Genomic DNA, 22,150 nt, shown 5'->3' with positions numbered 1-22,150 from the left:
ATGGAAAAATATACTTCCGCAAAATCTGATCTGCTGGAAAAAGTCGTTCACATAAGCCGCGTCGCGAAGGTGGTCAAAGGCGGAAAGCGGTTCAGCTTTTCTGCTCTGGTCGTCGTCGGAGACGGAAATGGCAAAGTCGGTTTTTCCGTTGGAAAGGCGAGAGAAGTTCCTGCTGCGATAAAGAAGGCAACCGAAAGGGCCAGGCGCGAGATGATATCGGTATCCATAGTCAACGGTACCATCCCGCATGAAGTCTTCGGTCGCTACGGGGCTGGCAAGGTCATCATGAAACCGGCCTCTTTAGGTACCGGAGTTATAGCCGGCGGACCGGTCAGGGCGGTGATTGAAGCAGTGGGCATTAACAACATCCTAACCAAGTGCCTTGGCACAAATAATCCGCACAACGTAGTCAAGGCGGCGATCAATGGTTTGACGCAGTTGATATCACCGGAAGAGAAAATCAGGATGAGGTATAGCGATGCAAAAAATGATGAAAATTAAATTGGTGAAGAGTCCGGCCGGCCAGATTCCAAAACATCGCGACACCGTTCGCGGGTTGGGCTTCAGGAGGCTTTATCAGGAGCGTCTCATAGTGGACACTCCTCAGACCCGAGGAATGGTGAAAGAGGTCTGCTACATGGTCAAGATCCTCGAGACGGACGTAAATGCCTAAGAGCAATTTTGGCTTCAGGAGATAAGAGATGAAACTCAATAAAATAGGCTTACCGAGCGGCAGGGCTTCCAGAAAAAACAAGCGCCGTGGTCGCGGCGATTCTTCCGGTTACGGCGGCACCTCTTGCCGTGGACACAAGGGTCAAAAGGCCAGGTCGGGTGGTTATCACAAGGTCGGCTTTGAAGGCGGACAGATGCCGCTTCAGAGAAGGCTACCCAAGCGCGGTTTTACCAATATATTTGCCAAGGAATATGCGGTGGTGAACATAGCCAAGCTTGCGACGATTCCTTCCGGCGTAGATATAGATGCCAATTACCTTCTCTCCAACGGGCTGATTGACAAGATTTGCGATGGGGTGAAAGTCCTTGGCAACGGCGAGCTCAAAAATGCCATCACTGTGAAGGTTGCCGCCATAACCGAATCTGCCAGACAGAAGATCGAAGCTGTCGGCGGAAAGGTGGAGGTGATACGTGTCTGAAGGAATTGCCAATATTGCAAAAATACCTGAGCTCAGAAAGCGCATAGTATTTACGATAGCGATGTTGGCGATATACAGGATAGGTATTTTCGTACCGACCCCTGGTATCAGCGCGGAAGCCGTGCGAAAAATCGTTTCGCAGGGTACGGTCTTTGAAATATTCAACCTGTTCTCCGGCGGTGCGCTTGCCCAGTTTTCCGTATTCGCTCTGGGTATCATGCCTTACATAAGCGCCTCTATTATCCTTCAGCTTCTTACGGTTGCGATTCCTGCGGTGGAGAGGCTCTCCAAAGAGGGTGAGTCAGGAAGAAAAAAAATAACGCAGTATACGAGGTATGGGACTGTTCTCCTCTCCCTCATACAGGGCTTCGGCATCAGCTTCGGTCTTATGCAGCAGGGAGCCGTACTTCCCGGCGTATCGCATCTTCAGTTCTACGTCACCACCATGGTCACCCTTACAGCTGGCACGTGCTTTTTGATGTGGCTTGGAGAGATGATTACCGAACGCGGGATAGGGAATGGCATCTCGCTGATTATTTTTGCAGGAATAGTCACGAGGATACCGGTCGGACTGAGGGATGCTTGGGCGATGAAGGAACAATACGCCGGGTTTTTCGGCTTCATTCTCCTCCTTGCGTTCATATTGCTGGTGATCGGTCTTATCATATACGTGGAGAGGTCGCAGAGGAGAATCCCCGTTCAGTACGCAAAGAGGGTCGTGGGCAACAAGATGTATGGCGGGCAGTCCTCGCATCTTCCGCTGAAAGTAAATACAGCAGGCGTCATTCCTGCGATTTTCGCCTCATCTATAATAATGTTTCCTGCGACGATTGCTCAGTTTATGCCTCAGGGAACCATGCAGTATATCGCAGCGATGCTTTCGCGTGGCTGGGTTTACACTACCATATATGCCGGGCTGATCATATTCTTTGCCTATTTCTATACGGCGGTGACTTTCAATCCGATGGACGTCGCAGAGAATATGAAAAAGTATGGAGGGTTTATTCCAGGAATTCGTCCCGGGAAGAACACCTCCGACTACATAGATAAGGTTTTGACTAAAATTACGCTGGGTGGTGCTATTTACATCGCCGCTATATGCGTATTGCCACAGCTTTTGATAAGCCGTTTCGGAATTCCTTCCTCCCTAGCATATACCTTCGGAGGAACTTCGATGTTGATTGTGGTTGGCGTCGGGATGGATACGCTGGCGCAGATTGAATCACACCTCCTGACGAGGCATTACGAGGGTTTTCTCGGGGCAAAGGCGGGCGGTCGTTTCAGGGGCAGGAGAGCATGACGATTTCCGGGGCTATCAGAATAATTTTGATGGGCCCGCCCGGATGCGGGAAGGGGACTCAGGGCAAGATGCTGGAAAAGAAATACGGCATTCCCCAGCTTTCCACCGGTGATATGTTGAGGCAGGCGGTTCGCGATGCTACTCCCGTAGGAGTTCGTGCCAAGGAGAAGCTGGATCGAGGCGAACTGGTTTCAGATGAAATTTTGATATCTATAATGCGCGACAGGCTTGGGTCCGAAGATTGTTCGAGAGGGTGTATATTGGATGGCTATCCCAGAACGATAGGACAGGCCGAGTCGCTCGACGAGCTCTTTGAAGAAAAAGGAATCAGCCTTCTGGCCGCTATAAATATGGATCTTCCGGATGATGATGTCGTGGCTAGAATTTCCGGTCGGCGTCAATGCAAGAGTTGCGGAATGGGCTATCATGTTGAATTCAAGAAGCCTGCAAAAGATGGCGTATGCGACCAGTGCGGCGGCGAGTTGTATCAGCGCAGTGACGATAACGAGAAGACAATTCGCGACAGGCTTTTGGTTTACAATGAGAAGACGGCGCCGCTCCTCGGCTATTACGAGAAACGCGGATTGTTGTTTTCGATTCCGGGAACCGGATCGATAGATGAAATTTTTAACAATATTTGCTCTTTGATTGATAAAAGGATGGCGGTTTCAGGATCATGATCGTGCTAAAGTCCCGAGATGAGGTTGAGAGTTTGAGACGCTCCAATCGGGTAGTTGCCGAGGTGCTGATCGAACTTTCCGAGGCTATTGCCCCGGGCATCACCACTGGGGATCTTGAAGCTATTGCGGTCTCAGGTATAAAGAAGCGCGGTGCAAAGGCCGCCTTTCCTACGGTGCCGGGATATCATCACGCCCTGTGCGTTTCAGTGAACGAACAGGTGGTGCACGGCATCCCAGGCGCGCGGAGGCTGGAAGATGGCGATATAGTCAGCATCGACTGCGGCGTCATACTCGACGGTTTTTTTGGCGATCATGCATGGACCTTTCCGGTTGGTAAGGTTTCTCCTGAAGCTAAAAAACTCCTCGATGCCGGAGAGAAATCTCTTTTAAGGGGGATCGAACAGGCAAAGGATGGCAACAGGCTTCACGATATATCTTCCGTGATCGAGAATGTCGCTTCCGAGAACGGTTTTTCAGTGGTGAGGGATTACGTCGGACACGGAATAGGGCGCTCTCTCCACGAGGATCCCCAGGTTCCTAATTTTGGGGAACCTGGAACCGGGTTGAAGCTGAAGAGGGGGTTGGTGATTGCGCTGGAACCCATGCTCAACGTCGGCACGCACGAAGTCGAGGTCCTGCGTGATGGCTGGACGGTGGTTACAAAGGATAGAAAGCTTTCTGCGCATTTTGAGCATGTTGTTGCGATAATGGAAAACGGTCCGGAAATTTTGAGTGTGATATAGACTATGGCTAAACAGGATGCGATACAGGTTGAAGGTAAGGTGCTCGAGACATTGCCAAACGCGATGTTCAAGGTCGAGCTTGATAATGGACACAAGGTTCTTGCGCATGTTTCCGGAAAGATGAGGATGCACTTCATAAAAATCCTCCCCGGAGATAAAGTGACCATAGAGCTTTCTCCATACGACTTGACCAGGGGCAGGATAATTTACAGGGCGAAATAAGAAATTTCGGAGGTTATCATGAAGGTGCGGTCATCAGTGAGAAAAATATGTAACAAGTGCAAGATCATCCGCCGCAAGGGGACTGTGAGGGTGATTTGTTCTAATCCAAAACATAAACAGAAACAGGGATAACCTTTACTTAAGGGAGTTCACGTATGCCACGTATTTCAGGTGTTGATGTTCCAGGGAAGAAGAGGATCGTAATAGCTCTGACCTATGTATATGGAGTTGGGCTCACGACCTCAAAGAAGATACTCGAAACAGCCGGTATCGATGAGAGCGTCCGCGCGGACGATCTTTCAGAAGAGCAGCTGGCTAAGATCAGGTCTGTGATCGACGCCGGGTTCAAGGTCGAAGGCGATCTGAGGCGCGAAGTTCAGAGCAACATCAAGCGCCTCAAAGATCTGAGCACATATCGCGGTCAGAGGCACATCAGGAAGCTTCCCTGCAGAGGGCAGCGTACTCATACAAATGCACGAACGGTGAAGGGTAGAAAGCGTATCGCCATCGCCGGCAAGAAACAGGTTGTAGCTAAGTAACGGCACTAACGACCTTTTAGGAGGATTGAATGGCTGAGGTAAAGAAAGTAGCGACCAAGAAGATCAAGAAGAAGGTGAGGAAGAATGTTCCTGTTGGTCTGGTGCATATCAGGTCAACCTTTAATAACACGCTCATAACGGTCACGGATATGTCCGGCAACGTTGTCTCTTGGTCGTCCGCTGGAGTGTGCGGATTCAAGGGCTCGAGGAAGAACACCCCTTTTGCTGCACAGCTGGCCTGTGAGGATGCTGTTAAAAAAGCTTATGACCAAGGTTTGCGCTCCGCCTACGTGATAGTGCAAGGCCCCGGCTCTGGCCGCGAATCCGCGCTTCGCATCCTTCAGAAGACTGGCGTGCGCGTCGTCAGCATGAGAGATACGACCCCGATTCCACACAATGGATGCAGGCCGCCCAAAAAGAGAAGAGTCTAACTTTTAAGAGAAGCCGAAGATAAGAATATACTGGAGGAAGCATGGCAAGGAATTCTGAACCATCATGTCGTCAGTGCCGCAGGGAAGGGATAAAGCTCTTTCTCAAGGGCGATCGTTGTTACGCTGACAGGTGTGCTTTCGAACGCAGGCCTTACAGCCCCGGCCAACACGGCCAGTCGAGGCGTAAGAAACATTCCGACTACGGTCTTCAGCTGCGCGAAAAACAGCGCGCCAAGCTGATGTACGGGGTGCTTGAGCGCCAGTTCCACAAATATTTCGAGATTGCTGACAGGATGAAGGGCGTCACTGGCGACAACCTCCTCCTGATACTTGAACGACGTTTGGACAATATGGTCTACAGAATGGGCTTTGCCAACTCGAGGGAGCAGGCCAGACAGCTCGTCATGCACGGGCATTTTTCGGTAAACGGGAAAAAGGTCAGCATACCTTCCTACCTGGTTCGTCAAGGCGACACCATCACAGTCCGCGAAAAGAGCAGGAAGATCCCTTCGATCATCGAGTCGCTTGAAGCTGTCGAACGCCGTGGTGTTCCGGAATGGCTCATGCTCGAAAAGGATAAATTCGAAGCCAAGGTGATGGCCTACCCGACAAGGGAGCAGCTCAACGTTCCGATCCAGGAGCAGCTCATCGTCGAACTGTACTCGAAATAGCAACCGTCTTTAACTGACGCCGTGGAGCCCCGCTATATACGGGGAGTGGAGGCGCTAAGGAGGTTTTAGATGCATAGGAATTGGAGAAGGTTGATAGGTCCCAAGGCGCTGGAAGTTGACCGTGAAAAAATCACGCCGACATATGGAAAGTTCGTTGCCAGTCCCTTGGAAAGGGGTTTTGGAATTACGATAGGCAACTCTCTCAGAAGAATCCTGCTTTCCTCGCTTCAGGGTGCGGCAGTGACCTCCGTCAAGATAGACGGCGTGCTTCACGAGTTCACCAGCATCCCCGGGATCAAGGAAGATATGACTGATGTTATACTCAACATCAAGGATCTCAAACTGAAGCTCAACGAGGGTGATACCGATGTGATCCGCATAGACTCGCATGGCAATGGTGTGATCACTGCCAAGGATCTCATAGTCTCTGAAAAGATCGAAATTTTGAACCCGGATTTACACATAGCCACGATCGCCTCCGACGTGCAGTTCAAGGCGGAGCTCAACGTCAGGATGGGGAAGGGGTACGTTCCGGCCGAGTTCAACAAAGATCCGGAAGCTTCCATAGGCACGATACCTGTCGATTCGATACATTCGCCGATAGTTCGCTGCAATTACAACGTGACCAATGCTCGCGTGGGCCAGAGAACGGATTACGATAAACTTACTCTTGAGGTCTGGACTAACGGCTCCGTGACGCCGGATGATGCCTTAGCTTTCGCTGCGAAGATACTCAAAGAACAGTTGCAGATTTTTATCAACTTCAGCGAACTGCAGGAGCCGGAAGAAGATACGGCAAAGGAGCATGGCCCGAAGCTCAACGAGAATCTCTATAGAAGAGTGGATGAGCTGGAACTTTCTGTACGTTCGGCCAACTGTCTGCAGAACGCCAATATAAAATTCATAGGTGAGCTCTGTCAGAAGAGCGAACAGGAGATGTTAAAGACAAAGAACTTCGGACGTAAATCCCTAAACGAGATCAAAGATATCCTGAGCAGCATGGGGCTTTCGCTCGGGATGCAGATAGATGGCTTTGATGTCGAAGATGCCGAAAAATTTCGTCCAAAGGACATCGAATAGCGAGGAGTGAGAGATGAGACACCGTGTAGATAAGAGAAAACTCGGGATGAGTACGCCGCACAGGCGCGTGGTGCTTGCAAATTTGGCGTCCTCACTGATCATGCACGAAAGGATAGAGACTACGCTGCCAAGAGCCAAGGAGCTTCGTAGAATAGCCGATAGGCTCATAACACTTGGCAAGAGACAGACGCTCGATGCTAGGAGGCGTGCGGTTTCCATGATTCGCAACAGGGAAGCGGTTGCGCAGCTCTTCGGAGAACTCTGCAAGCGCTTTGAAGGGCGCAGCGGCGGTTATACGAGGATTATGAAGCTGGGCTTCCGCCATGGCGATAATGCTCCGATGGCAATCATCGAATATCTTCCCAAGTCAGCATCTCTCTCAGATGAGGCTAAGGGTTCGAAGAAGTCCAATGCAAAAGAGAAGCCCTCTAAAAAGCCGGTAAAAGCCGCCGATGCAAAGGCCGCAAAGGCTGTAGAGAAGAGGGTGAAAGCCGAGAAGAAGGGGAAGGCCGAGAAGAAGGGGAAGGCTGAGAAAAAGGCGAAGGCTGAGAAGAAGGAAAAACCGGCGAAAAAGAGCGCGAAGCCTGCCAAGGAGAAGAAGGCCAAAAACAAATAGAGATGAAACGTTTCTGGATAATAGCTGTGATCGCCGGCCTCGCCTATATAGCGTGGTCGGCGTTTCATTTTTATACGCGCCCGAAAGTCGGCGAGTCTGCGCCAGCTTTTGTATTGAAAGATCTCTCGGGGAGGGAGGTCGCATTCCCAGGGGAGGATCCCTCTCCCGCAATCATACATTTCTGGGCGACGTGGTGCGGGCAGTGCATGAGTGAGCTTATATCCTTCAATCGTTTTTACGATGTCTATTCGAACAAAGGTCTGAAAATTTTTGCGATCTCTATCGATGAGGAAAAACAGGCCGTTGAAGCGGTCATGGAGAACATGGGGTTTGCCTTTCCGGTTTTACTGGATTCGAAAGGGACTGCCTCCGATCTTTACAGGAACGTGGGCGTGCCGGAGACCGTCATAATAAATTCGGAGGGCATCATCTTCGAGCGCTTCGTCGGAGCGGCAGACTGGAATTCTGAAAAGCTACATGCCACCATCGACACCCTGTTTTTACGGAATGGAGGAAAAAATGTTCCAGAGGATAAGGGCACCCAGGGGAGGTAAGATAAGCTGCAGGGGATGGGTTCAGGAAGCTGCGATGCGCATGCTCATGAACAATCTCGACCCTGAAGTGGCCGAGCGCCCCGAAGAGCTCGTGGTGTACGGCGGGTGCGGCAAGGCGGCCCGCGACTGGAATGCCTACAAAAATATCGTACGTTCGCTGGAGACCCTGGAAAATGATGAGACCCTTCTAGTCCAGTCTGGGAAGCCGGTTGGGATCCTAAAGAGCCACGAGGATGCACCACGCGTGATAATTGCTAATTCAAACCTCGTAGGAAACTGGGCCAACTGGGACCACTTTCGGCAGCTCGAAAAGAAGGGGCTCATTATGTACGGCCAGATGACCGCCGGCTCCTGGATATATATCGGGACGCAGGGAATTTTACAGGGGACCTATGAGACCTTTCAGGCAGCGTGCAAGAAGCACTATGACGGAAATATGTCAGGGCGATGGATCCTTTCGGCCGGCCTCGGGGGAATGGGAGGGGCGCAGCCCCTTGCAGCGACGATGGCCGGGGCCTCTTTTCTCGGGGTCGAGGCGGATCGTTCTAGAATAGAAAAAAGATTACAAACTAAGTATTTAGACGAAATCTCTGATGATTTAGATGAAGCTTTAAGGAGACTTGAAAAGGGTTTGAAAAATAAGGAAGTTATTTCGATAGGCCTTTTGGGGAACGCGGCTGACATATTTCCTGAGCTCGTCAGGCGGGGGCTGCGGCCCGATTTTGTCACCGACCAGACCTCGGCGCATGATCCGCTGAATGGCTATATCCCAAATACCATCCCTTATGATGATGCCATGGCACTTCGTGTAGCTGATCCGGATCGTTATATAGCCGAGTCATACAGGAGTATAGGGGAGCATGTGCGAGCGATGCTCGACTTTCATCGCATGGGAATTCCCACCTTCGATTATGGCAATAATATACGTGCGCAGGCAAAGGAGCACGCTGGGGTGGAAAACGCATTTGATTTTCCCGGTTTTGTGCCCGCCTATATCCGCCCGCTTTTCTGCGAGGGGAAGGGGCCTTTTCGCTGGGTAGCTCTTTCAGGGGATCCGGCTGATATCCATGAAACCGATCGCGCGATACTGAAGCTTTTTCCGGAGAATAAATCTCTGGCTAAGTGGATAAAGATGGCGCAGGAGCGCATCGCATGGCAGGGACTCCCGGCGAGGATATGTTGGCTCGGCTACGGCGAGCGGAAACGGGCGGGGCTGAAGTTCAACGAGCTGGTTCGCAGCGGAAAGGTCAAGGCGCCTATAGTGATAGGTCGCGATCATCTGGACTGTGGATCGGTGGCGAGCCCAAATCGCGAGACCGAGGCTATGAGGGATGGCTCCGACTCGGTCGCAGACTGGCCCATACTCAACGCGCTTATCAACGCAGCTGGCGGTGCATCGTGGGTGAGCTTTCATCATGGCGGCGGCGTTGGCATGGGGTATTCCCTGCATGCCGGGCAGGTGATAGTCGCCGATGGAACGGATGCTGCGGCGCTGCGACTTGAGAGGGTTCTCGATACCGATCCTGCGATGGGAATTTTGCGCCACGCTGATGCTGGATACGAGGAGGCGATCCAAAATGCTAAAAAATTTGGGATCAAGATTCCTGGAATCACTGTTTAAGGCTGAGGTTTAGCGAAGATTGTTTTTCTTAACCTTAGCCTCAACCTTAATATTAACCTTTCAAATCTATGGTCTATTGTCCATACTCCATAATAATTGCGAGGCTATTATGTCCCACGAACTTCTTCTGAAAAACGTAGGGCGCTTGGTTACGATGCAAGAGGCTAAAGATCGCGAAGGAGTTCTCGGGGTAATTTGCGATGCGGCGCTTTTGATAAAAGATGGAAAGATTTCATGGCTCGGGAAAAATTCTGAGGAGGTGAAAGTTGGCTCATCCGCTCAGATACTGGATCTCCGCGGTCGCGTCGTAATGCCTGGGCTCGTGGATTGCCATACTCATCTCGTCCACTCGGGAAGTAGGCAGCTCGAGTTCAATATGCGCTCCAAGGGGATGAGCTATCAGCAGATAGCTAGATCGGGGGGCGGAATCGTTTCTACTGTGACCTCCACTAGGGAAACTTCGATAGAGGACCTCTACAGCGAGTCTGCGCGTCGCGCTGACGAGGCGCTGCAGCATGGGACCACTACGATGGAGATCAAGACCGGTTACGGCTTGGATTTCGAAAACGAGATTAAGATAGCCGACGCGATAGGGTTGCTCCATGAAAAACATCCAATGGATGTCATGGGGACATTTCTCGGTGCCCACATAGTTCCGCCTGAGTTTGCACACAACAGATCCAAATATATAGATATGCTCCTCGATGAGATGATGCCCGAGATGGCCGCGCGCAAGTGGATGACCTCCTGTGATGTATTTATCGAAGAGATCGCTTTCAACGAGGATGAGGCGCGAAGAATATGCGCAAGCGCAAAACGCTTCGGGTTAGCGATTCATCTGCATGTGGACCAGTTCAGCTCGGCGCGCGGCGGGGAAATAGCGGCCGAGTTCGGCGCCCTTTCCGCCGATCATCTCGATAAGACCTCCGATTCCGGGGTGGATGCGATGGTCAAGTCAGGAGTCGTTGGAGTTCTTCTTCCCGGAGCGAGTTTTTTCTCGGGGGGTGGATCATATCCTGATGCGCGTCGCATGATAGATCGCGGACTGGTGGTGGCGATAGCCACCGACTACAATCCGGGCACCAACCCATCCCTCGATCTTTTTCTCACCGCCTCCATCGCTATAACGCAGATGAAGATGACTTGCGACGAGGCCCTTTTGGCTATCACCAAAAATGCCGCGCGTGCACTCGGGCTTTCCGATCGCGGGGTGATAGAGAAGGGGGCTCGCGGGGATTTTATCGTTCTGGATGCGCCGGACGAATATTACCCACTTTACAGGTATGGCGCCAATCTCGTTTCGCATGTGTATATCGGCGGACGGGAGTTTTTCCATCGTAAATAGTTGATTTTTTAAAAAGTATTGACAAGGAGTGGCGTCTGGGACACATATTGCCGCGCGCTTTGGTGTTATTTGGATAAGCCGGATATTTGACAAAAGACTCTTTGTGGGGTTGTAGCTCAGTTGGGAGAGCGCCTGAATGGCATTCAGGAGGTCAGGGGTTCGACTCCCCTCAGCTCCACCAGCCTTTTCGCATCTCGCCCCGAACCTGATGGCTCGGGGCGATCTGCTTTGCCGCGCAGACAGCATCCATTCAAACGAGCTACAGGACATTCCTTGAGAGTTTTTTGGATTGTTTTGGAGGCACATGCGGTGCGTGTTTCCTGATCAAAGCTTATCCATCATCCCTTCCCGAATCTTCGAGGCGAGATCGTCGGCTTTTTTGAGGAGGTCGGTCGCGCGCGATTTTACATCATCGCACCATTTCTTGTCGTCGATTCCAGAGAGGTTTATCAGCACGTTGTAATAAGCTCCTATTGCGGCCGAGTGCGCCATAAGCGCGGCGACGCCGGCATCGGATAGGGAACTCTGGTTTCCTTTTTTTGCGACGCGGGCGGCCAGCTCGAGCGATGGAACCGAACGCTCCAGGACTCTGAAAGGCTCCAACGTCGCGCGCTTGGTGGCCTCGGTTATCGCAGCCTTTCGAAGCGATTTCTGTTCGTCGGATTCCTTCGGCATCCTCATCGCATCCATTATCGCGTTGAAGGCGCTCGTGTCGTCATCGATCGATGAGAGCTGGGAGTTCATTATCTTCTGTGCCTCGCATCCGATCTCTTCCATCTCGGGTTTTAGCGCCTCGAGCCCTTTCTTTTCGAAGGAGAGTGCGGCGACCATCGAGGTGAGTCCTGCTGACATCGCGCCGGCCAGCGCCGCTATCGATCCGCCGCCGGGAGCCGGAGAATTTGAAGAGAGTTCTTTTGCGAATGCTTCCAATGTCATCGAAAGGAGTGGTTTCTCATTCACAAATCTCTCCTCGATTATCTTCTGTTTCGAGTCAAATGGGGCGATATCGGAAAGGCCCAGCGAGATTATCCCGTTGTGAATTATCCCGTCGTCAAAGATGCCGGTAGTCGATCCTTGTTTTTTGAGAAAATAAATTCCGGCGTCGCGAAGGACCTTGCGAGGTATCATCCCGACGACTTCGCTCCCTGTGACGCGGCAGCCCAGTTTTTCAGCCAGTTCGCAGCATTTGTCGTAAACGAGATGAACCGGGGTAGTCTCGGTGTCGAGTATGTTCAGCGTAATCTGGGCGCGCCCGTATTCAGGGATGATCCATCCTGTCCCTTGAAGATTTTTAAATATCCCCGGCTCACGCAACGCGACTCCATCGGGGCCAAGGATCTTATTTCCATTTTCATCGCGTTTTAGCTTGCCGCTCTCGCGAATTTCAAAGGCTATATCCTTGGCTAGTTTCACGTTCTTCGTATTCAGGTTGATGTTGTATGCGATCAGAAAATTACGTGCTCCAATTACGGTTGCGCCAGCGGAAGGGTTGAATTTTGCCGGTCCGAAGTCCGGTTTCCACTCCGGTTTTTTAAGTTTTTCCTCCAGAGCCTCGTATTCGCCGCTCCGGATGTCGGGAAGCCTTTTACGCTCTGGAACCTTAGCCGCTTCGGCATACAGATAAACGGGGATCCCAAGCTCATCGCCGACTCGCTTGGCGAGGCGGTTTGAAAGTGCTACGCATTCGGCCATCGTCACATCTGATATCGGAACGAAGGGGCAGACGTCGCAGGCCCCTTGCCTTGCGTGTTCCCCCTTATGTTTGCGCATGTCGATTAAGGAGGTGCCCTTTTTAATCGCCTGAAATGCGGCCTCTACGACATCATCCGGAGCGCCGGCAAAGGTATAAACCGTGCGATTTGTCGCCTTCCCGGGATCGACATCGAGCAGTGCGACTCCAGAAATACTCTTTATGGCATCGGATATGGCCTCTATCACGGCCGCATCGCGCCCTTCGCTGAAATTCGGTACGCATTCGACGAGTTTCATCATCAACCTCCAGTACTTGGAATTGGGTTGACCTTTTAGGGCAAAACGGGATTAAAGGCAAGCGGCTGGGAGCCATTATGATGAAACGATTTTTGACCGATCTCTCACTTGATTCCTTGAAGGGGCTTGCCGAGGAGGCTGGTCTCAAACCTTTTGCTGCTGCGCAGATAGCGCAATGGATATACCAGAAACATACTGATTCGGTGGATGCCATGACAAACATCTCAAGGGATGGAAGATCCAGGCTGAATGCGATCTGTGAGGTTGACCCTATAGAAGTTGACGCGGTGCATGGATCCTCCGACGGCACCAGGAAGCTTCTGTGTAGAGCAAAAAGCGATGGCGCGATCGTTGAGTGCGTATTGATTCCTGCCGGCGACGGGCGCACCACCGTATGCATATCGACTCAGGTCGGCTGTCTTATGGGGTGTGCCTTCTGCCGCACCGGTTCGATGGGTTTTACGCGCAATCTCACCCAGGGTGAAATAGTTTCACAGCTCCTCATCGCGATGAGGGGGAGTGAAAATCCTGTCACCAACGTAGTGCTTATGGGGATGGGAGAGCCGCTGGAGAATTATGATGGGGTTGCCGGGGCGATACGGATCTTCTGCGATGATAGCGGGCTGGCGATGTCGCGCCGCAGGATAACGCTTTCCACCTGCGGGCTCATCCCCGAACTCGACCGCTTCTCCAGGGAGTTCGACGTGAAGATCGCGATATCCCTCAACGCATCTTCGGACGATGTGCGAAACAGGCTGATGCCGATCAATAAAAAATATCCGATAGCAAAAATTATGGATTTCTGCCATGGTTACACGAAGCGTTCGAGGCACAGGATAACTTTTGAGTACGTGATGCTCGGCGGAGTCAACGATTCCGAGTCCGATGCGAAGAGGCTGGTGTCACTCCTCAAGGGGGTCGATGCGAAGATAAATTTGATACCCTTTAATCCATTCGAAGGGTCACAATTCCGTTCACCGGATTCGAGTACCGTGGAGTGGTGGAGCGAGTATCTCTATAACTGCGGCATACAGACCAACATTCGCGCGAGTCGCGGGCGCGATATCATGGCTGCCTGCGGCCAGCTGGCTGCGGATAGGTTTTCTAAGGGAGGAAAGAAAAATGTCTGAATCGTTGATCGGAATAATCGGAGGGAGCGGTTTGTATCAGATGGAAGGTGTGAAGACTATCGAAGAGAAAAGGGTGCCGACTCCATTCGGCGAACCTTCCGACGCCTTCATCCTGAGCGAGCTGGAGGGGCGCCGCTTCGTATTTCTTCCAAGGCATGGCAGGGGGCACAGAGTTCCACCTCATCAGATAAATTACCGTGCGAATATCCACGCTATGAAGGAACTCGGTGTTGACAGGATCTTATCGGTCTCGGCGGTCGGTTCCATGAAGGAGAAACTTCATCCTGGGGAGTTCGTCGTCGTGGATCAGTTCATCGATCGGACGAAGATGCGCAAGGATACCTTCTTCGAGGACGGGATCGTGGCGCACGTCGCCTTCGCAGATCCTGTCTGTCCCGTTTTGAAGCACGAGGCGGTAAAGGCGTGCAAGGTCGCGGGAGCTACCGTTCACGAGGGCGGAACTTATGTCTGCATCGAAGGGCCGATGTTCTCCTCCAGGGCGGAATCCAATGTTTATCGCGGCTGGGGAGTGGATGTCATCGGCATGACCAATTACCAAGAAGCGAAGCTCGCCCGTGAGGCCGAGATCTGCTATGCGACTATTGCCCTCGTCACCGATTATGACTGCTGGCACGAGGAGGAGGGGGCGGTCGATACCTCGATGGTTCTGGCTACGCTGCAGAAAAATGTGGCGATGGCACAAAAGACCGTCCGCGAGCTCTTCAAATCCGGCGATTTTAGCGGGGACTGCGGGTGCGGCAGCGCACTTGCCAATTCGATAATGACCTCACCGGATGGAATCTCCCCGGAGGCCCGCCGTCGCCTTGCGCTGATAGCCGGGAAATACCTGAAATAGAGTTTCATCTGGGGACGGATATCTTTTGTCTCCCCGGAAAAATGATGACCGACGGCGGTGCGATGCAGAAAAACTCTACAGCTATAATTCTCAAGAGGATACCGTACGGCGATTCCGACCTGATCGTCACCTTCTTCTCCAGGGAATTCGGAAAGATGAGCGGCCTTGCGAAATCGGCGCGCGCCTCCAGAAAGCGTTTTGCCGGATCGCTCGAGCCGGGGATGTTCGTGGATGTCCAGTTCGTGGAGAGACCATCCTCTGAGCTCGTGCGCATAGATCGTGCCGACCCGCTTCGTCCCATCGACGGAATGCTCAGGTCGATAGAGAGGATCAATGCGATGGGGAGGGCGGTCGAACTCGCGTCGGCCTTTTTACAGCCTCACCAGGTCTCCGAATCGAAATTCAAACTGCTCGACAGATATTTGCTATGGCTTGGCGAGAACGATCCCACCCCGGGCACCTCGCTGATCTTCGAATTCAAGTGGCTGATGCGCTGCGGTTTCACGCCGGAGCTGTCAAAATGCCTTATGTGCGATGAAGGGTTTGCCTCCAACAGGGGCTGGTCATTCGATCTCGATCATGGCGGTTTCGTCTGTTCCTCATGCTCTTCGAGCGTAGGGGCGCGCCTCCCTCTTACCGGTGTCGCTGCTGACGCACTGCGAATCACCGCCCTCGGGGAACACCGGATAGAACGCTGCGCAGCCGAGGCGGCCTTTGCAGTACTGAGCAGATATTCAGATCACATACTCGGCCGACCGCTGAAATACAGAGCGCTTTAGGAGGAACTCTGAAGGAAATTCGGGAAAAACAGGAGATATGGCCGTTTATTCTGGTATCGTTGATACTTCACCTGCTTCTTATTTTTTCAGCACAATATTTTGCCAGAGTTCCGAAGTTCGAGGAGGATGTGGTCGAAGTTATTCCGATAGACCTCAAGAGCATTGATGCGAGGGATCTGAGGATCGCTGACATCGACAAACCCGATCTAGATAAAAAACCCGACAAGCCGAAATTTTTGGGGATGTACGACAGCTCCGTCAAAGAGGAAAGCGTGGCCACCGGTGCAGTCGCTAAAAAAGGCGGAGATGGGAGGGCGCAGAAAAGGCCGCAGGCGCAGGAGGCTGGCCCACTGAGATCCGAGAAGGCTCCCAAAAAAGATATATTTGCGGTCAATAGAAAGGATTTTCAGGAGGGGAAGGATGGCTCGGGTAAGAGGAGCGGCGATTCTGCTTCCCCTTCAGGAGATTTTTTTCCGGACTTCAAGCGTGGAGCGAGGACTTATCTCAATGTTCTCAGGTATCCGGATGTGGATTATTTCGTCAGGATGAAACGCGCATTTAGAATGACCTTCAATCCTGCCCCCTCTCTGAGCAACTATTTTTCATCGAATCATGTTTCGGTCGGCTCGGTGGAGGTTGTGCTGGGCGTCAGCGTGGACAAAAACGGAGAACTCTCTGAACTCTTCGTATTCAGAAGTTCCGGTATAGCGGGCTATGACGAGGAGGCGCTTCGAACCGTCAGGGCCTCGTCGCCATTTTCAACCCCGCCCTCGAAGTTCGTTGATGACGACGGCATCCTGCGCATGAGCTGGACATTCACAGTTTATCTTTGACTGTTCACAACCGTGATCGATGACGATTGACAATGGATCATTAGACCATTGACCGAAAAAATAGGTTCCGGCTGAGGTTGAGAAAAAATCCTTTCCGCATCTTAATCTTCATCTTAATCTTGATCCTGATCTTAATCTTAATAAGGATGTTTTCGAATATAAGCTAATCTTACAAAATGCTGATCAAAGATCAGCGATCAGGATTCGACCCCTCCCGTAACAGGCGTGACTAGTGACTCGTAACTGGTGAACGGTCAGAACGGGATTCCCGCCTGCCCCGCCAAAGGCGGCGGCTTAAGACCGCGGGAATGATAGTGTGGTCGTCATCCCCGAGTGACGAGAAGGTTGTCATCCCCGAGTGCTTTAATCGGGGATCCCGCAACAACCGTGACTGGGAAAAACAGAAGCTAGAAGCGAGAGGCTAGAAGCTAGAAAAATCTCGCCTGTAGAAATCTCGCTTCTCACTTCTAGATTCTAGCTTCTATAACCAACCTTCGTAATTGGTTGCTGGTTTTTGTGCGATATTGTAATCTTCCCTCATGTCAAACAGAGAATCTGAAATCAAAAAGGGCAAAAACCAGTTTGGCACCTTCAAGGGGGTCTTTCTCCCCAGTGTGCTCACCATCTTTGGCGTGATAATGTATCTGAGGATGGGGTGGGTGGTCGGAAATGTTGGTATATTCGGAACGATCTTTATAGTTTCGGTTTCAAGCGCTATAACTCTCATTACCGCATTTTCGATCTCCTCTATTGCTACTAACATGCGGGTTGGTGCCGGCGGGGCGTATTTCATGATTTCGCGTTCGCTTGGAGTGGAGGCAGGAGCTGCAATAGGGATCCCCCTCTTTTTTGCCAGGGCGATAGGAATTGCATTCTACATTTCAGGATTTGCCGAATCCATGAGGATGATAGCTCCTGGAATCCCGGTAACAATAGTTGCTGTTGTAAGTCTTATATTGATGACCTTGCTTGCATATCTTTCAGCCGATATCGCCCTCAAGGCCTCAATGTTCATCCTCGTCGTTATAATAGCGTCCCTATTTTCATTTTTTCTCGGGATTTTTGGGAATCATGACATTGCTTCAGTAAATGCTATCCCCGAAGTGGAGAATTTTTGGGTAGTTTTTGCCGTCTTTTTCCCGGCGGTAACAGGCGCTGAGGCTGGTCTTTCGATGTCTGGTGATCTAAAGGAGCCCGGGCGTTCCATCCCAATAGGTACGATTTCTGCAGTGCTGCTTGGATATGTGGTGTACCTTGCTATTCCAATATTGCTTAGGGTCTTTGTATCTGAAGACCTTTTGCGTAGCGATCTGTATATTGTAGAAAAAGTTGCCAGATGGAGATGGCTCATCATAGCTGGAGTCTGGGGAGCAAGTTTGTCCAGCTCCCTGGGGAGCCTTTTGGGGGCGCCTCGCACGCTGCAGGCTCTGGCGAGGGACAAGACGATGCCATCCTTTTTGGGAAAGGGGCATTCGAAAAGAGATACCCCCAGAGTTGCCACGGCCTTTGCCTTCTTTATCGCGCTTGCCGCTATACTCATGGGCGATTTGGATGCAATAGCTCCAGTCCTTACCATGTTTTTTCTGGTTACTTACGCAGCCTTGAATTTGGTCGCTGCCCTTGAAGGTATGATAGGCAATCCATCATGGAGACCGGCATTCAGGACGCCATGGCCCATAGCGCTGCTTGGGTCGGCGCTATGTATGGTTGTGATGTTCATGATCAGCGCTGGAGCCACATTCATATCTGCCATAGTCGTGGCGGGAATATATTATTTTGTCGCTAAGAGAAAATTTGCGAGTGGATGGATAGATATTAGAAGGAGCGTTTATCTCGCACTCTCAAGATATTCTATCTTCAAACTCATCGAATCAGAGGAGCATGCAAAGACCTGGAGGCCGAACATACTGGTCTTAAGTGGTTCGCCGACAAAGAGGATGTATCTTATCGAACTTGCAGACGCGATATCGCACGGCAAGGGGTTCATGACGACGGCTTCAATACACGACGACGATTCCATCAGGGAAGAGAAGGTGATAGCCATGGAGAAGGTCGTGATGACTTATCTAAAGGAAAAAAAGATTCCTTCTCTTGTCGAGGTGATCAAGGCGACTGATCGCCTTTCAGGTGTGAAGACTTTGATCTCCGCTTACGGGATAGGGCCTCTGACTCCAAATACTGTATTTATAGGCGCCAGCGACGAGCCGGGGCGTTCGATTGAGTTTGCTAAGATAATAAAGATGGTCTATGCCGCTAAACGCAACCTAGTTATTGTAAGGGAAAATCGCGACCAAGAGCTGCCGCACAGGAAACTCAGAAAAATCATATGCTGGTGGGGAGGGCGTCGCAATAATGCGAATTTGATGTTGGTTCTCAGCTATCTCCTTCAGACGAGCCCGGAATGGAGAGGCTCGCGCCTTAGCCTTAAGACCGTCGTCAGGGACGACAGGGAGAAGGAATCCTTTGAAATGGAGACGGCTGGATTTACTAAAAGCGCTAGGCTGATTGCAGATCTAGAAACGATCGTGCATCCGTATGGCGATTCTCCGCTTGCCACTACAATCAAGGAATCTTCGCAGGGGGCGGATCTGGTCATGCTTGGGATCAAGGCTCCTGGGGAAGATGAGAGCGACGAGCAATATGCCAGCTACTATGAGGAGTTCATGCAGAGAACGGAAGGGTATCCGCTGCTGGCTGCTATTTTGATCGGCCAAGATATCAAATTCAGCGAAATATTTTCCTGATTATCCGTGGATGTGTACCATTTATCTCCCCCAAAACGTCAGTCCCTGAGGCAGATTTCGCGTGCGGCGCGGACCTCATCGATGCGACGGCGGAAGGGGCGGACCGGAGCGTTTTTCACGACATCCGGGTTTTCCCTGCACTCCTTGGCTATGGATATCATCGCATCGCAAAAGTCGTCGATGATTGACTTAGGCTCGCTTTCGGTAGGTTCTATCATGATCGCGCCATGGACGATCAGCGGGAAATAGATGGTAGGGGGATGGAAGCCATAGTCCATGAGGCGCTTGGCGATATCCATCGTCTTTATCCCCATTTCATTCTGGACCCTGTCGTCGAATACGCATTCATGCAGTACCGGTTTGTCGTATGGGAGATTGAAGTGTCCTTTGAGGCGCGACTTCACATAGTTGGCGTTCAGAACCGCCATTTCCGTGGAGCGCTTGAGCCCGTCGGAGCCAAGCTCTTTTATATATGCGTAGGCGCGGATGAAGACGCCGAAATTTCCGAAGAAGGAATTTATCATCCCGATCGAATTTTTTCCATCGCGCATGAGGCTATAGGATTTCCCGTCGAATTTGATGCGCGGAAGGGGAAGATACTCCGCCAGCTTTTTCACGACTCCGACAGGTCCTGCGCCTGGGCCGCCTCCGCCGTGCGGAGTGCCGAAGGTCTTGTGCAGGTTGAAGTGCATCACGTCGGCGCCGATCTCGCCGGGCTTTACATATCCCATGAGCGCGTTCAAATTGGCTCCATCCAGATAGACGAGCCCTCCTTTTTCGTGGACGATGTCGGCGACCTCCTTGAAGTTTTCCTCGAAGATGCCGAGCGTGTTCGGATTCGTTATCATTATTGCGGCTACTTCATCGTCCATCGCAGCCCTTACAGCATCTGGGTCAAGTAGTCCGTCCGCTCCGGACTTTACGGTGACGACTTCATAGTGACATATAGCTGCCGACGCCGGGTTCGTGCCATGGGCGGAATCAGGGATGAGTACCTTGCTGCGCGGATTTCCATTTGAGGTGTGATATGCGCGAATCAGCAGCATGCCGGTGAGTTCGCCGTGGCTTCCCGCCGCGGGCCAAAGCGTGACCGAATCCATTCCGCTTATTTCAGCGAGCATCGTTTCCAGCTCATGGCAGAGCTTCAGGTTTCCCTGCACATTCTCATCGCGCTGATAGGGATGCGTGTTTTGAAATGCCTCGATCGCCGCAGCGGCGTTGGCCACGCGCGGATTGTGCTTCATCGTGCAGGATCCGAGCGGATAGAAGCCGAGGTCCTTGCTGTAGTTTTGGATGGAAAGGCGCGTGAAGTGTCTGACTATGTCGACCTCAGCAAGCTCCGGCAGCTCGGCGGGGGATTCCCTTAAAAGCGCTCCGAGGCTCTTTCCGAGGTCGGTTTTTTTGAGCCCCGTTTTTTCCAACGATATGCCGCGCCTTCCTTTTATGCTCTGTTCGAAGAGCGTCGGCTCCTCCAGGGAGAGGCCGGATGAACCGTGACCATTTTTGAAATTTGATTTTTCGCTCATATGTTTTTCAGCGCCTCGGCGAATCTGTCGATTTCAGATGTGTTAGTCATCTCAGTGCAGCACACCAAAATTCTATTTTCCATTCCTTCGTACCATCGGCTGAGATTCACTCCTGCAAATATTTTCTGCGAAGCGAGTCTGGAGATGACATCTTCTGCCGAACCGTTTACTTCGATGACGAATTCATTGAAGGTCGTCGACTGGAAGGGGAGTCTTACCTTTCCCGTCGACGAAAGTTTTTCCTTCGCGTACTCCGCAAGGGAGAGATTTATGTGCGCGAGCTCCCTCAACCCCTCGCGCCCGAGCAGCGAGAGATATATTGCTGCGGTCGTCGCGCAGAGAGCCTGATTGGAGCATATGTTCGAGGTGGCCTTTTCGCGCCTTATGTGTTGTTCGCGCGTGGAGAGGGTGAGCGTATAGCTCTGGCGCCCCTCGCTGTCGAAGGCTTTGCCGCAGATCCTTCCTGGCATCTGGCGGACGAGTTTTTCGCTGCATGTGAAAATTCCTAGTGAAGGTCCGCCGAAACAGACCGGCAAACCGAAGGATAGCCCTTCGCCGACCGCTATGTCTGCGCCGAATTCCCCGGGAGGTTTCAATATCGAGAGGGCGAGCGGTTCCGGAGTTACCGTTATGAAGAGGGCCCCTGCTGCATGCGCGGAGTCTGAGATATCCTTGAGATCTTCCACTATGCCAAAAAAGTTTGGATACTGCGCGAGGACCGCCGCTGTAGAATCGTCGAGAGCGTATGATAGCGACTTTCTGTCTATCAGCCCCGACGAACTCGATGGGAGCTCAGTGACATCGGTTTCGCTTGTCAGCACCGTCTTTAAAACCCTTCTGTATTCCGGATGCAGAGAATCCGGAACTATGATTTTGGTCCTGCGCTTGCCAACGCGCTTGGCCATCAGGCAGGCATCGGCGCACGCCGTAGCTCCGCTGTAGTGGGAGGCGTTGGAGACATCCATTGCGAAGAGCCTGGCTATCATAGTTTGATATTCGTAGAGCACCTGGAGGGTTCCCTGGCTGATTTCAGGCTGGTAAGGGGTGTATGGCGTTACGAATTCGGAGCGAGATGCGAGTTCGGAGACAGCGGTTGGGACGTAGTGCCTGTAAGCGCCGGCGCCGATAAACGAAACCCCTCCGGAGAGGGGGTCGTTTTTTGATGCGAGTTCGCGCAGATGCGCAACCAGTTCCTGTTCGGACATCCCGTCACCCAGCCTGAGCTTTTCCCTGCATCTCATCGTTTCGGGGATACCCCTGAAGAGCTCTTCGATATCGCGGAGCCCGACGGTTGCGAGCATGTCATTTATTTCTTTATCCGTATGCGGAAGGTTTCTCAT

Annotated in this window: 24 protein-coding genes and 1 tRNA gene; 22 read left to right on the top strand and 3 right to left on the bottom strand. The window is 51.9% G+C overall.

Annotated elements, in window-relative coordinates; translation table 11 throughout:
• From rpsE to GX659_05770, 17 genes are all read left to right on the top strand, one after another.
• Positions 1-501: a 30S ribosomal protein S5 gene (gene rpsE / locus GX659_05850; protein NLD28313.1), complete on the top strand. Its 501-nt coding sequence runs from the start codon at positions 1-3 to the stop codon at positions 499-501.
• Positions 479-673, top strand: a complete 195-nt coding sequence (gene rpmD, locus GX659_05845; GenBank protein ID NLD28312.1) for a 50S ribosomal protein L30 — start codon at positions 479-481, stop codon at positions 671-673. Before rpsE ends, rpmD begins: the two co-directional genes overlap by 23 nt.
• Before the next feature lie 28 nt (positions 674-701).
• Positions 702-1,151 (top strand): 50S ribosomal protein L15, encoded by a 450-nt coding sequence (rplO, locus tag GX659_05840; protein ID NLD28311.1) that lies wholly within the window; start codon positions 702-704, stop codon positions 1,149-1,151.
• Positions 1,144-2,451: a preprotein translocase subunit SecY gene (gene secY / locus GX659_05835; protein NLD28310.1), complete on the top strand. Its 1,308-nt coding sequence runs from the start codon at positions 1,144-1,146 to the stop codon at positions 2,449-2,451. Before rplO ends, secY begins: the two co-directional genes overlap by 8 nt.
• 14 nt (positions 2,452-2,465) lie before the next feature.
• Entirely contained in the window at positions 2,466-3,131 is a 666-nt protein-coding gene (locus GX659_05830; protein NLD28309.1) for an adenylate kinase, read from the top strand.
• Positions 3,128-3,874, top strand: coding sequence for a type I methionyl aminopeptidase (gene map, locus GX659_05825; protein ID NLD28308.1), 747 nt, complete (start codon positions 3,128-3,130; stop codon positions 3,872-3,874). The genes GX659_05830 and map overlap by 4 nt, the downstream gene beginning before the upstream one ends.
• 3 nt (positions 3,875-3,877) lie before the next feature.
• Positions 3,878-4,096 carry a translation initiation factor IF-1 gene (infA, locus tag GX659_05820; GenBank protein ID NLD28307.1) on the top strand — a complete coding sequence of 73 codons (219 nt, stop codon included), beginning with the start codon at positions 3,878-3,880 and terminating at the stop codon, positions 4,094-4,096.
• Between the two features lie 18 nt (positions 4,097-4,114).
• On the top strand, positions 4,115-4,228 hold the full coding sequence (gene rpmJ / locus GX659_05815) for a 50S ribosomal protein L36 (GenBank protein ID NLD28306.1): 114 nt from the start codon (positions 4,115-4,117) through the stop codon (positions 4,226-4,228).
• Between the two features lie 23 nt (positions 4,229-4,251).
• Positions 4,252-4,635, top strand: a complete 384-nt coding sequence (gene rpsM / locus GX659_05810) for a 30S ribosomal protein S13 (protein ID NLD28305.1) — start codon at positions 4,252-4,254, stop codon at positions 4,633-4,635.
• A 29-nt stretch (positions 4,636-4,664) separates the two neighbouring features.
• Positions 4,665-5,066 carry a 30S ribosomal protein S11 gene (gene rpsK, locus GX659_05805; GenBank protein NLD28304.1) on the top strand — a complete coding sequence of 134 codons (402 nt, stop codon included), beginning with the start codon at positions 4,665-4,667 and terminating at the stop codon, positions 5,064-5,066.
• Positions 5,067-5,107: 41 nt separating this feature from the next.
• The gene (gene rpsD / locus GX659_05800; protein NLD28303.1) at positions 5,108-5,737 is read left to right on the top strand and encodes a 30S ribosomal protein S4; all 630 of its coding nucleotides are present in this window, start codon (positions 5,108-5,110) and stop codon (positions 5,735-5,737) included.
• Between the two features lie 69 nt (positions 5,738-5,806).
• Positions 5,807-6,817, top strand: a complete 1,011-nt coding sequence (locus GX659_05795) for a DNA-directed RNA polymerase subunit alpha (GenBank protein ID NLD28302.1) — start codon at positions 5,807-5,809, stop codon at positions 6,815-6,817.
• Between the two features lie 13 nt (positions 6,818-6,830).
• Complete coding sequence (gene rplQ, locus GX659_05790) at positions 6,831-7,433, top strand: 50S ribosomal protein L17 (protein NLD28301.1); 603 nt, start codon at positions 6,831-6,833, stop codon at positions 7,431-7,433.
• A 2-nt stretch (positions 7,434-7,435) separates the two neighbouring features.
• Positions 7,436-7,987 carry a TlpA family protein disulfide reductase gene (locus GX659_05785; protein ID NLD28300.1) on the top strand — a complete coding sequence of 184 codons (552 nt, stop codon included), beginning with the start codon at positions 7,436-7,438 and terminating at the stop codon, positions 7,985-7,987.
• Positions 7,953-9,608 carry a urocanate hydratase gene (gene hutU, locus GX659_05780; GenBank protein NLD28299.1) on the top strand — a complete coding sequence of 552 codons (1,656 nt, stop codon included), beginning with the start codon at positions 7,953-7,955 and terminating at the stop codon, positions 9,606-9,608. Before GX659_05785 ends, hutU begins: the two co-directional genes overlap by 35 nt.
• A 109-nt stretch (positions 9,609-9,717) precedes the next feature.
• A complete protein-coding gene (locus tag GX659_05775; GenBank protein NLD28298.1) occupies positions 9,718-10,953 on the top strand; it encodes an imidazolonepropionase in 1,236 nt (411 codons plus the stop codon).
• A gap of 105 nt (positions 10,954-11,058) precedes the next feature.
• Positions 11,059-11,134 (top strand) — tRNA-Ala (locus GX659_05770).
• 143 nt (positions 11,135-11,277) lie between these two features.
• Here the strand turns inward: GX659_05770 and ftcD are convergent.
• Positions 11,278-12,942, bottom strand: coding sequence for a glutamate formimidoyltransferase (ftcD, locus tag GX659_05765; GenBank protein NLD28297.1), 1,665 nt, complete (start codon positions 12,940-12,942; stop codon positions 11,278-11,280).
• A gap of 77 nt (positions 12,943-13,019) precedes the next feature.
• Here ftcD and rlmN point away from each other — a divergent pair, with 77 nt between their 5' ends.
• The 5 genes from rlmN to GX659_05740 all read left to right on the top strand — a co-directional run bounded on the left by rlmN (position 13,020) and on the right by GX659_05740 (position 19,284).
• The gene (rlmN, locus tag GX659_05760; protein NLD28296.1) at positions 13,020-14,072 is read left to right on the top strand and encodes a 23S rRNA (adenine(2503)-C(2))-methyltransferase RlmN; all 1,053 of its coding nucleotides are present in this window, start codon (positions 13,020-13,022) and stop codon (positions 14,070-14,072) included.
• Positions 14,065-14,928, top strand: coding sequence for an S-methyl-5'-thioadenosine phosphorylase (gene mtnP, locus GX659_05755; GenBank protein ID NLD28295.1), 864 nt, complete (start codon positions 14,065-14,067; stop codon positions 14,926-14,928). Before rlmN ends, mtnP begins: the two co-directional genes overlap by 8 nt.
• 62 nt (positions 14,929-14,990) lie before the next feature.
• Complete coding sequence (recO, locus tag GX659_05750; protein NLD28294.1) at positions 14,991-15,707, top strand: DNA repair protein RecO; 717 nt, start codon at positions 14,991-14,993, stop codon at positions 15,705-15,707.
• Between the two features lie 59 nt (positions 15,708-15,766).
• Entirely contained in the window at positions 15,767-16,540 is a 774-nt protein-coding gene (locus GX659_05745) for an energy transducer TonB (protein NLD28293.1), read from the top strand.
• A gap of 539 nt (positions 16,541-17,079) precedes the next feature.
• Positions 17,080-19,284, top strand: a complete 2,205-nt coding sequence (locus GX659_05740) for an amino acid permease (protein NLD28292.1) — start codon at positions 17,080-17,082, stop codon at positions 19,282-19,284.
• 38 nt (positions 19,285-19,322) lie between these two features.
• On the opposite strand, the gene GX659_05735 is transcribed toward GX659_05740, so the two are convergent.
• Both GX659_05735 and GX659_05730 read right to left on the bottom strand, forming a co-directional pair.
• The gene (locus GX659_05735) at positions 19,323-20,810 is read right to left on the bottom strand and encodes an aminomethyl-transferring glycine dehydrogenase subunit GcvPB (protein NLD28291.1); all 1,488 of its coding nucleotides are present in this window, start codon (positions 20,808-20,810) and stop codon (positions 19,323-19,325) included.
• Entirely contained in the window at positions 20,807-22,150 is a 1,344-nt protein-coding gene (locus GX659_05730) for an aminomethyl-transferring glycine dehydrogenase subunit GcvPA (GenBank protein NLD28290.1), read from the bottom strand. The genes GX659_05735 and GX659_05730 overlap by 4 nt, the downstream gene beginning before the upstream one ends.

The sequence above is a fragment of the Myxococcales bacterium genome, assembly GCA_012513515.1.
Classification (GTDB): domain Bacteria; phylum UBA10199; class UBA10199; order 2-02-FULL-44-16; family JAAZCA01; genus JAAZCA01.
This window is presented reverse-complemented; position numbering and strand designations above follow the sequence as displayed.

Bases quoted from the DNA above. Each gene is read 5' to 3' on its own strand.
- map (NLD28308.1), top strand. From the start codon at position 3,128: ATGATCGTGCTAAAGTCCCGAGATGAGGTTGAGAGTTTGAGACGCTCC.
- ftcD (NLD28297.1), bottom strand. From the start codon at position 12,942: ATGAAACTCGTCGAATGCGTACCGAATTTCAGCGAAGGGCGCGATGCG.
- recO (NLD28294.1), top strand. From the start codon at position 14,991: ATGCAGAAAAACTCTACAGCTATAATTCTCAAGAGGATACCGTACGGC.
- GX659_05735 (NLD28291.1), bottom strand. From the start codon at position 20,810: ATGAGCGAAAAATCAAATTTCAAAAATGGTCACGGTTCATCCGGCCTC.
- infA (NLD28307.1), top strand. From the start codon at position 3,878: ATGGCTAAACAGGATGCGATACAGGTTGAAGGTAAGGTGCTCGAGACA.
- GX659_05730 (NLD28290.1), bottom strand. From the start codon at position 22,150: ATGAGAAACCTTCCGCATACGGATAAAGAAATAAATGACATGCTCGCA.
- hutU (NLD28299.1), top strand. From the start codon at position 7,953: ATGTTCCAGAGGATAAGGGCACCCAGGGGAGGTAAGATAAGCTGCAGG.
- mtnP (NLD28295.1), top strand. From the start codon at position 14,065: ATGTCTGAATCGTTGATCGGAATAATCGGAGGGAGCGGTTTGTATCAG.
- rlmN (NLD28296.1), top strand. From the start codon at position 13,020: ATGATGAAACGATTTTTGACCGATCTCTCACTTGATTCCTTGAAGGGG.
- GX659_05785 (NLD28300.1), top strand. From the start codon at position 7,436: ATGAAACGTTTCTGGATAATAGCTGTGATCGCCGGCCTCGCCTATATA.
- rpsK (NLD28304.1), top strand. From the start codon at position 4,665: ATGGCTGAGGTAAAGAAAGTAGCGACCAAGAAGATCAAGAAGAAGGTG.
- rpsM (NLD28305.1), top strand. From the start codon at position 4,252: ATGCCACGTATTTCAGGTGTTGATGTTCCAGGGAAGAAGAGGATCGTA.
- rpsD (NLD28303.1), top strand. From the start codon at position 5,108: ATGGCAAGGAATTCTGAACCATCATGTCGTCAGTGCCGCAGGGAAGGG.
- rplQ (NLD28301.1), top strand. From the start codon at position 6,831: ATGAGACACCGTGTAGATAAGAGAAAACTCGGGATGAGTACGCCGCAC.
- rpsE (NLD28313.1), top strand. From the start codon at position 1: ATGGAAAAATATACTTCCGCAAAATCTGATCTGCTGGAAAAAGTCGTT.
- rpmJ (NLD28306.1), top strand. From the start codon at position 4,115: ATGAAGGTGCGGTCATCAGTGAGAAAAATATGTAACAAGTGCAAGATC.
- GX659_05740 (NLD28292.1), top strand. From the start codon at position 17,080: ATGTCAAACAGAGAATCTGAAATCAAAAAGGGCAAAAACCAGTTTGGC.
- GX659_05775 (NLD28298.1), top strand. From the start codon at position 9,718: ATGTCCCACGAACTTCTTCTGAAAAACGTAGGGCGCTTGGTTACGATG.
- GX659_05795 (NLD28302.1), top strand. From the start codon at position 5,807: ATGCATAGGAATTGGAGAAGGTTGATAGGTCCCAAGGCGCTGGAAGTT.
- rplO (NLD28311.1), top strand. From the start codon at position 702: ATGAAACTCAATAAAATAGGCTTACCGAGCGGCAGGGCTTCCAGAAAA.
- rpmD (NLD28312.1), top strand. From the start codon at position 479: ATGCAAAAAATGATGAAAATTAAATTGGTGAAGAGTCCGGCCGGCCAG.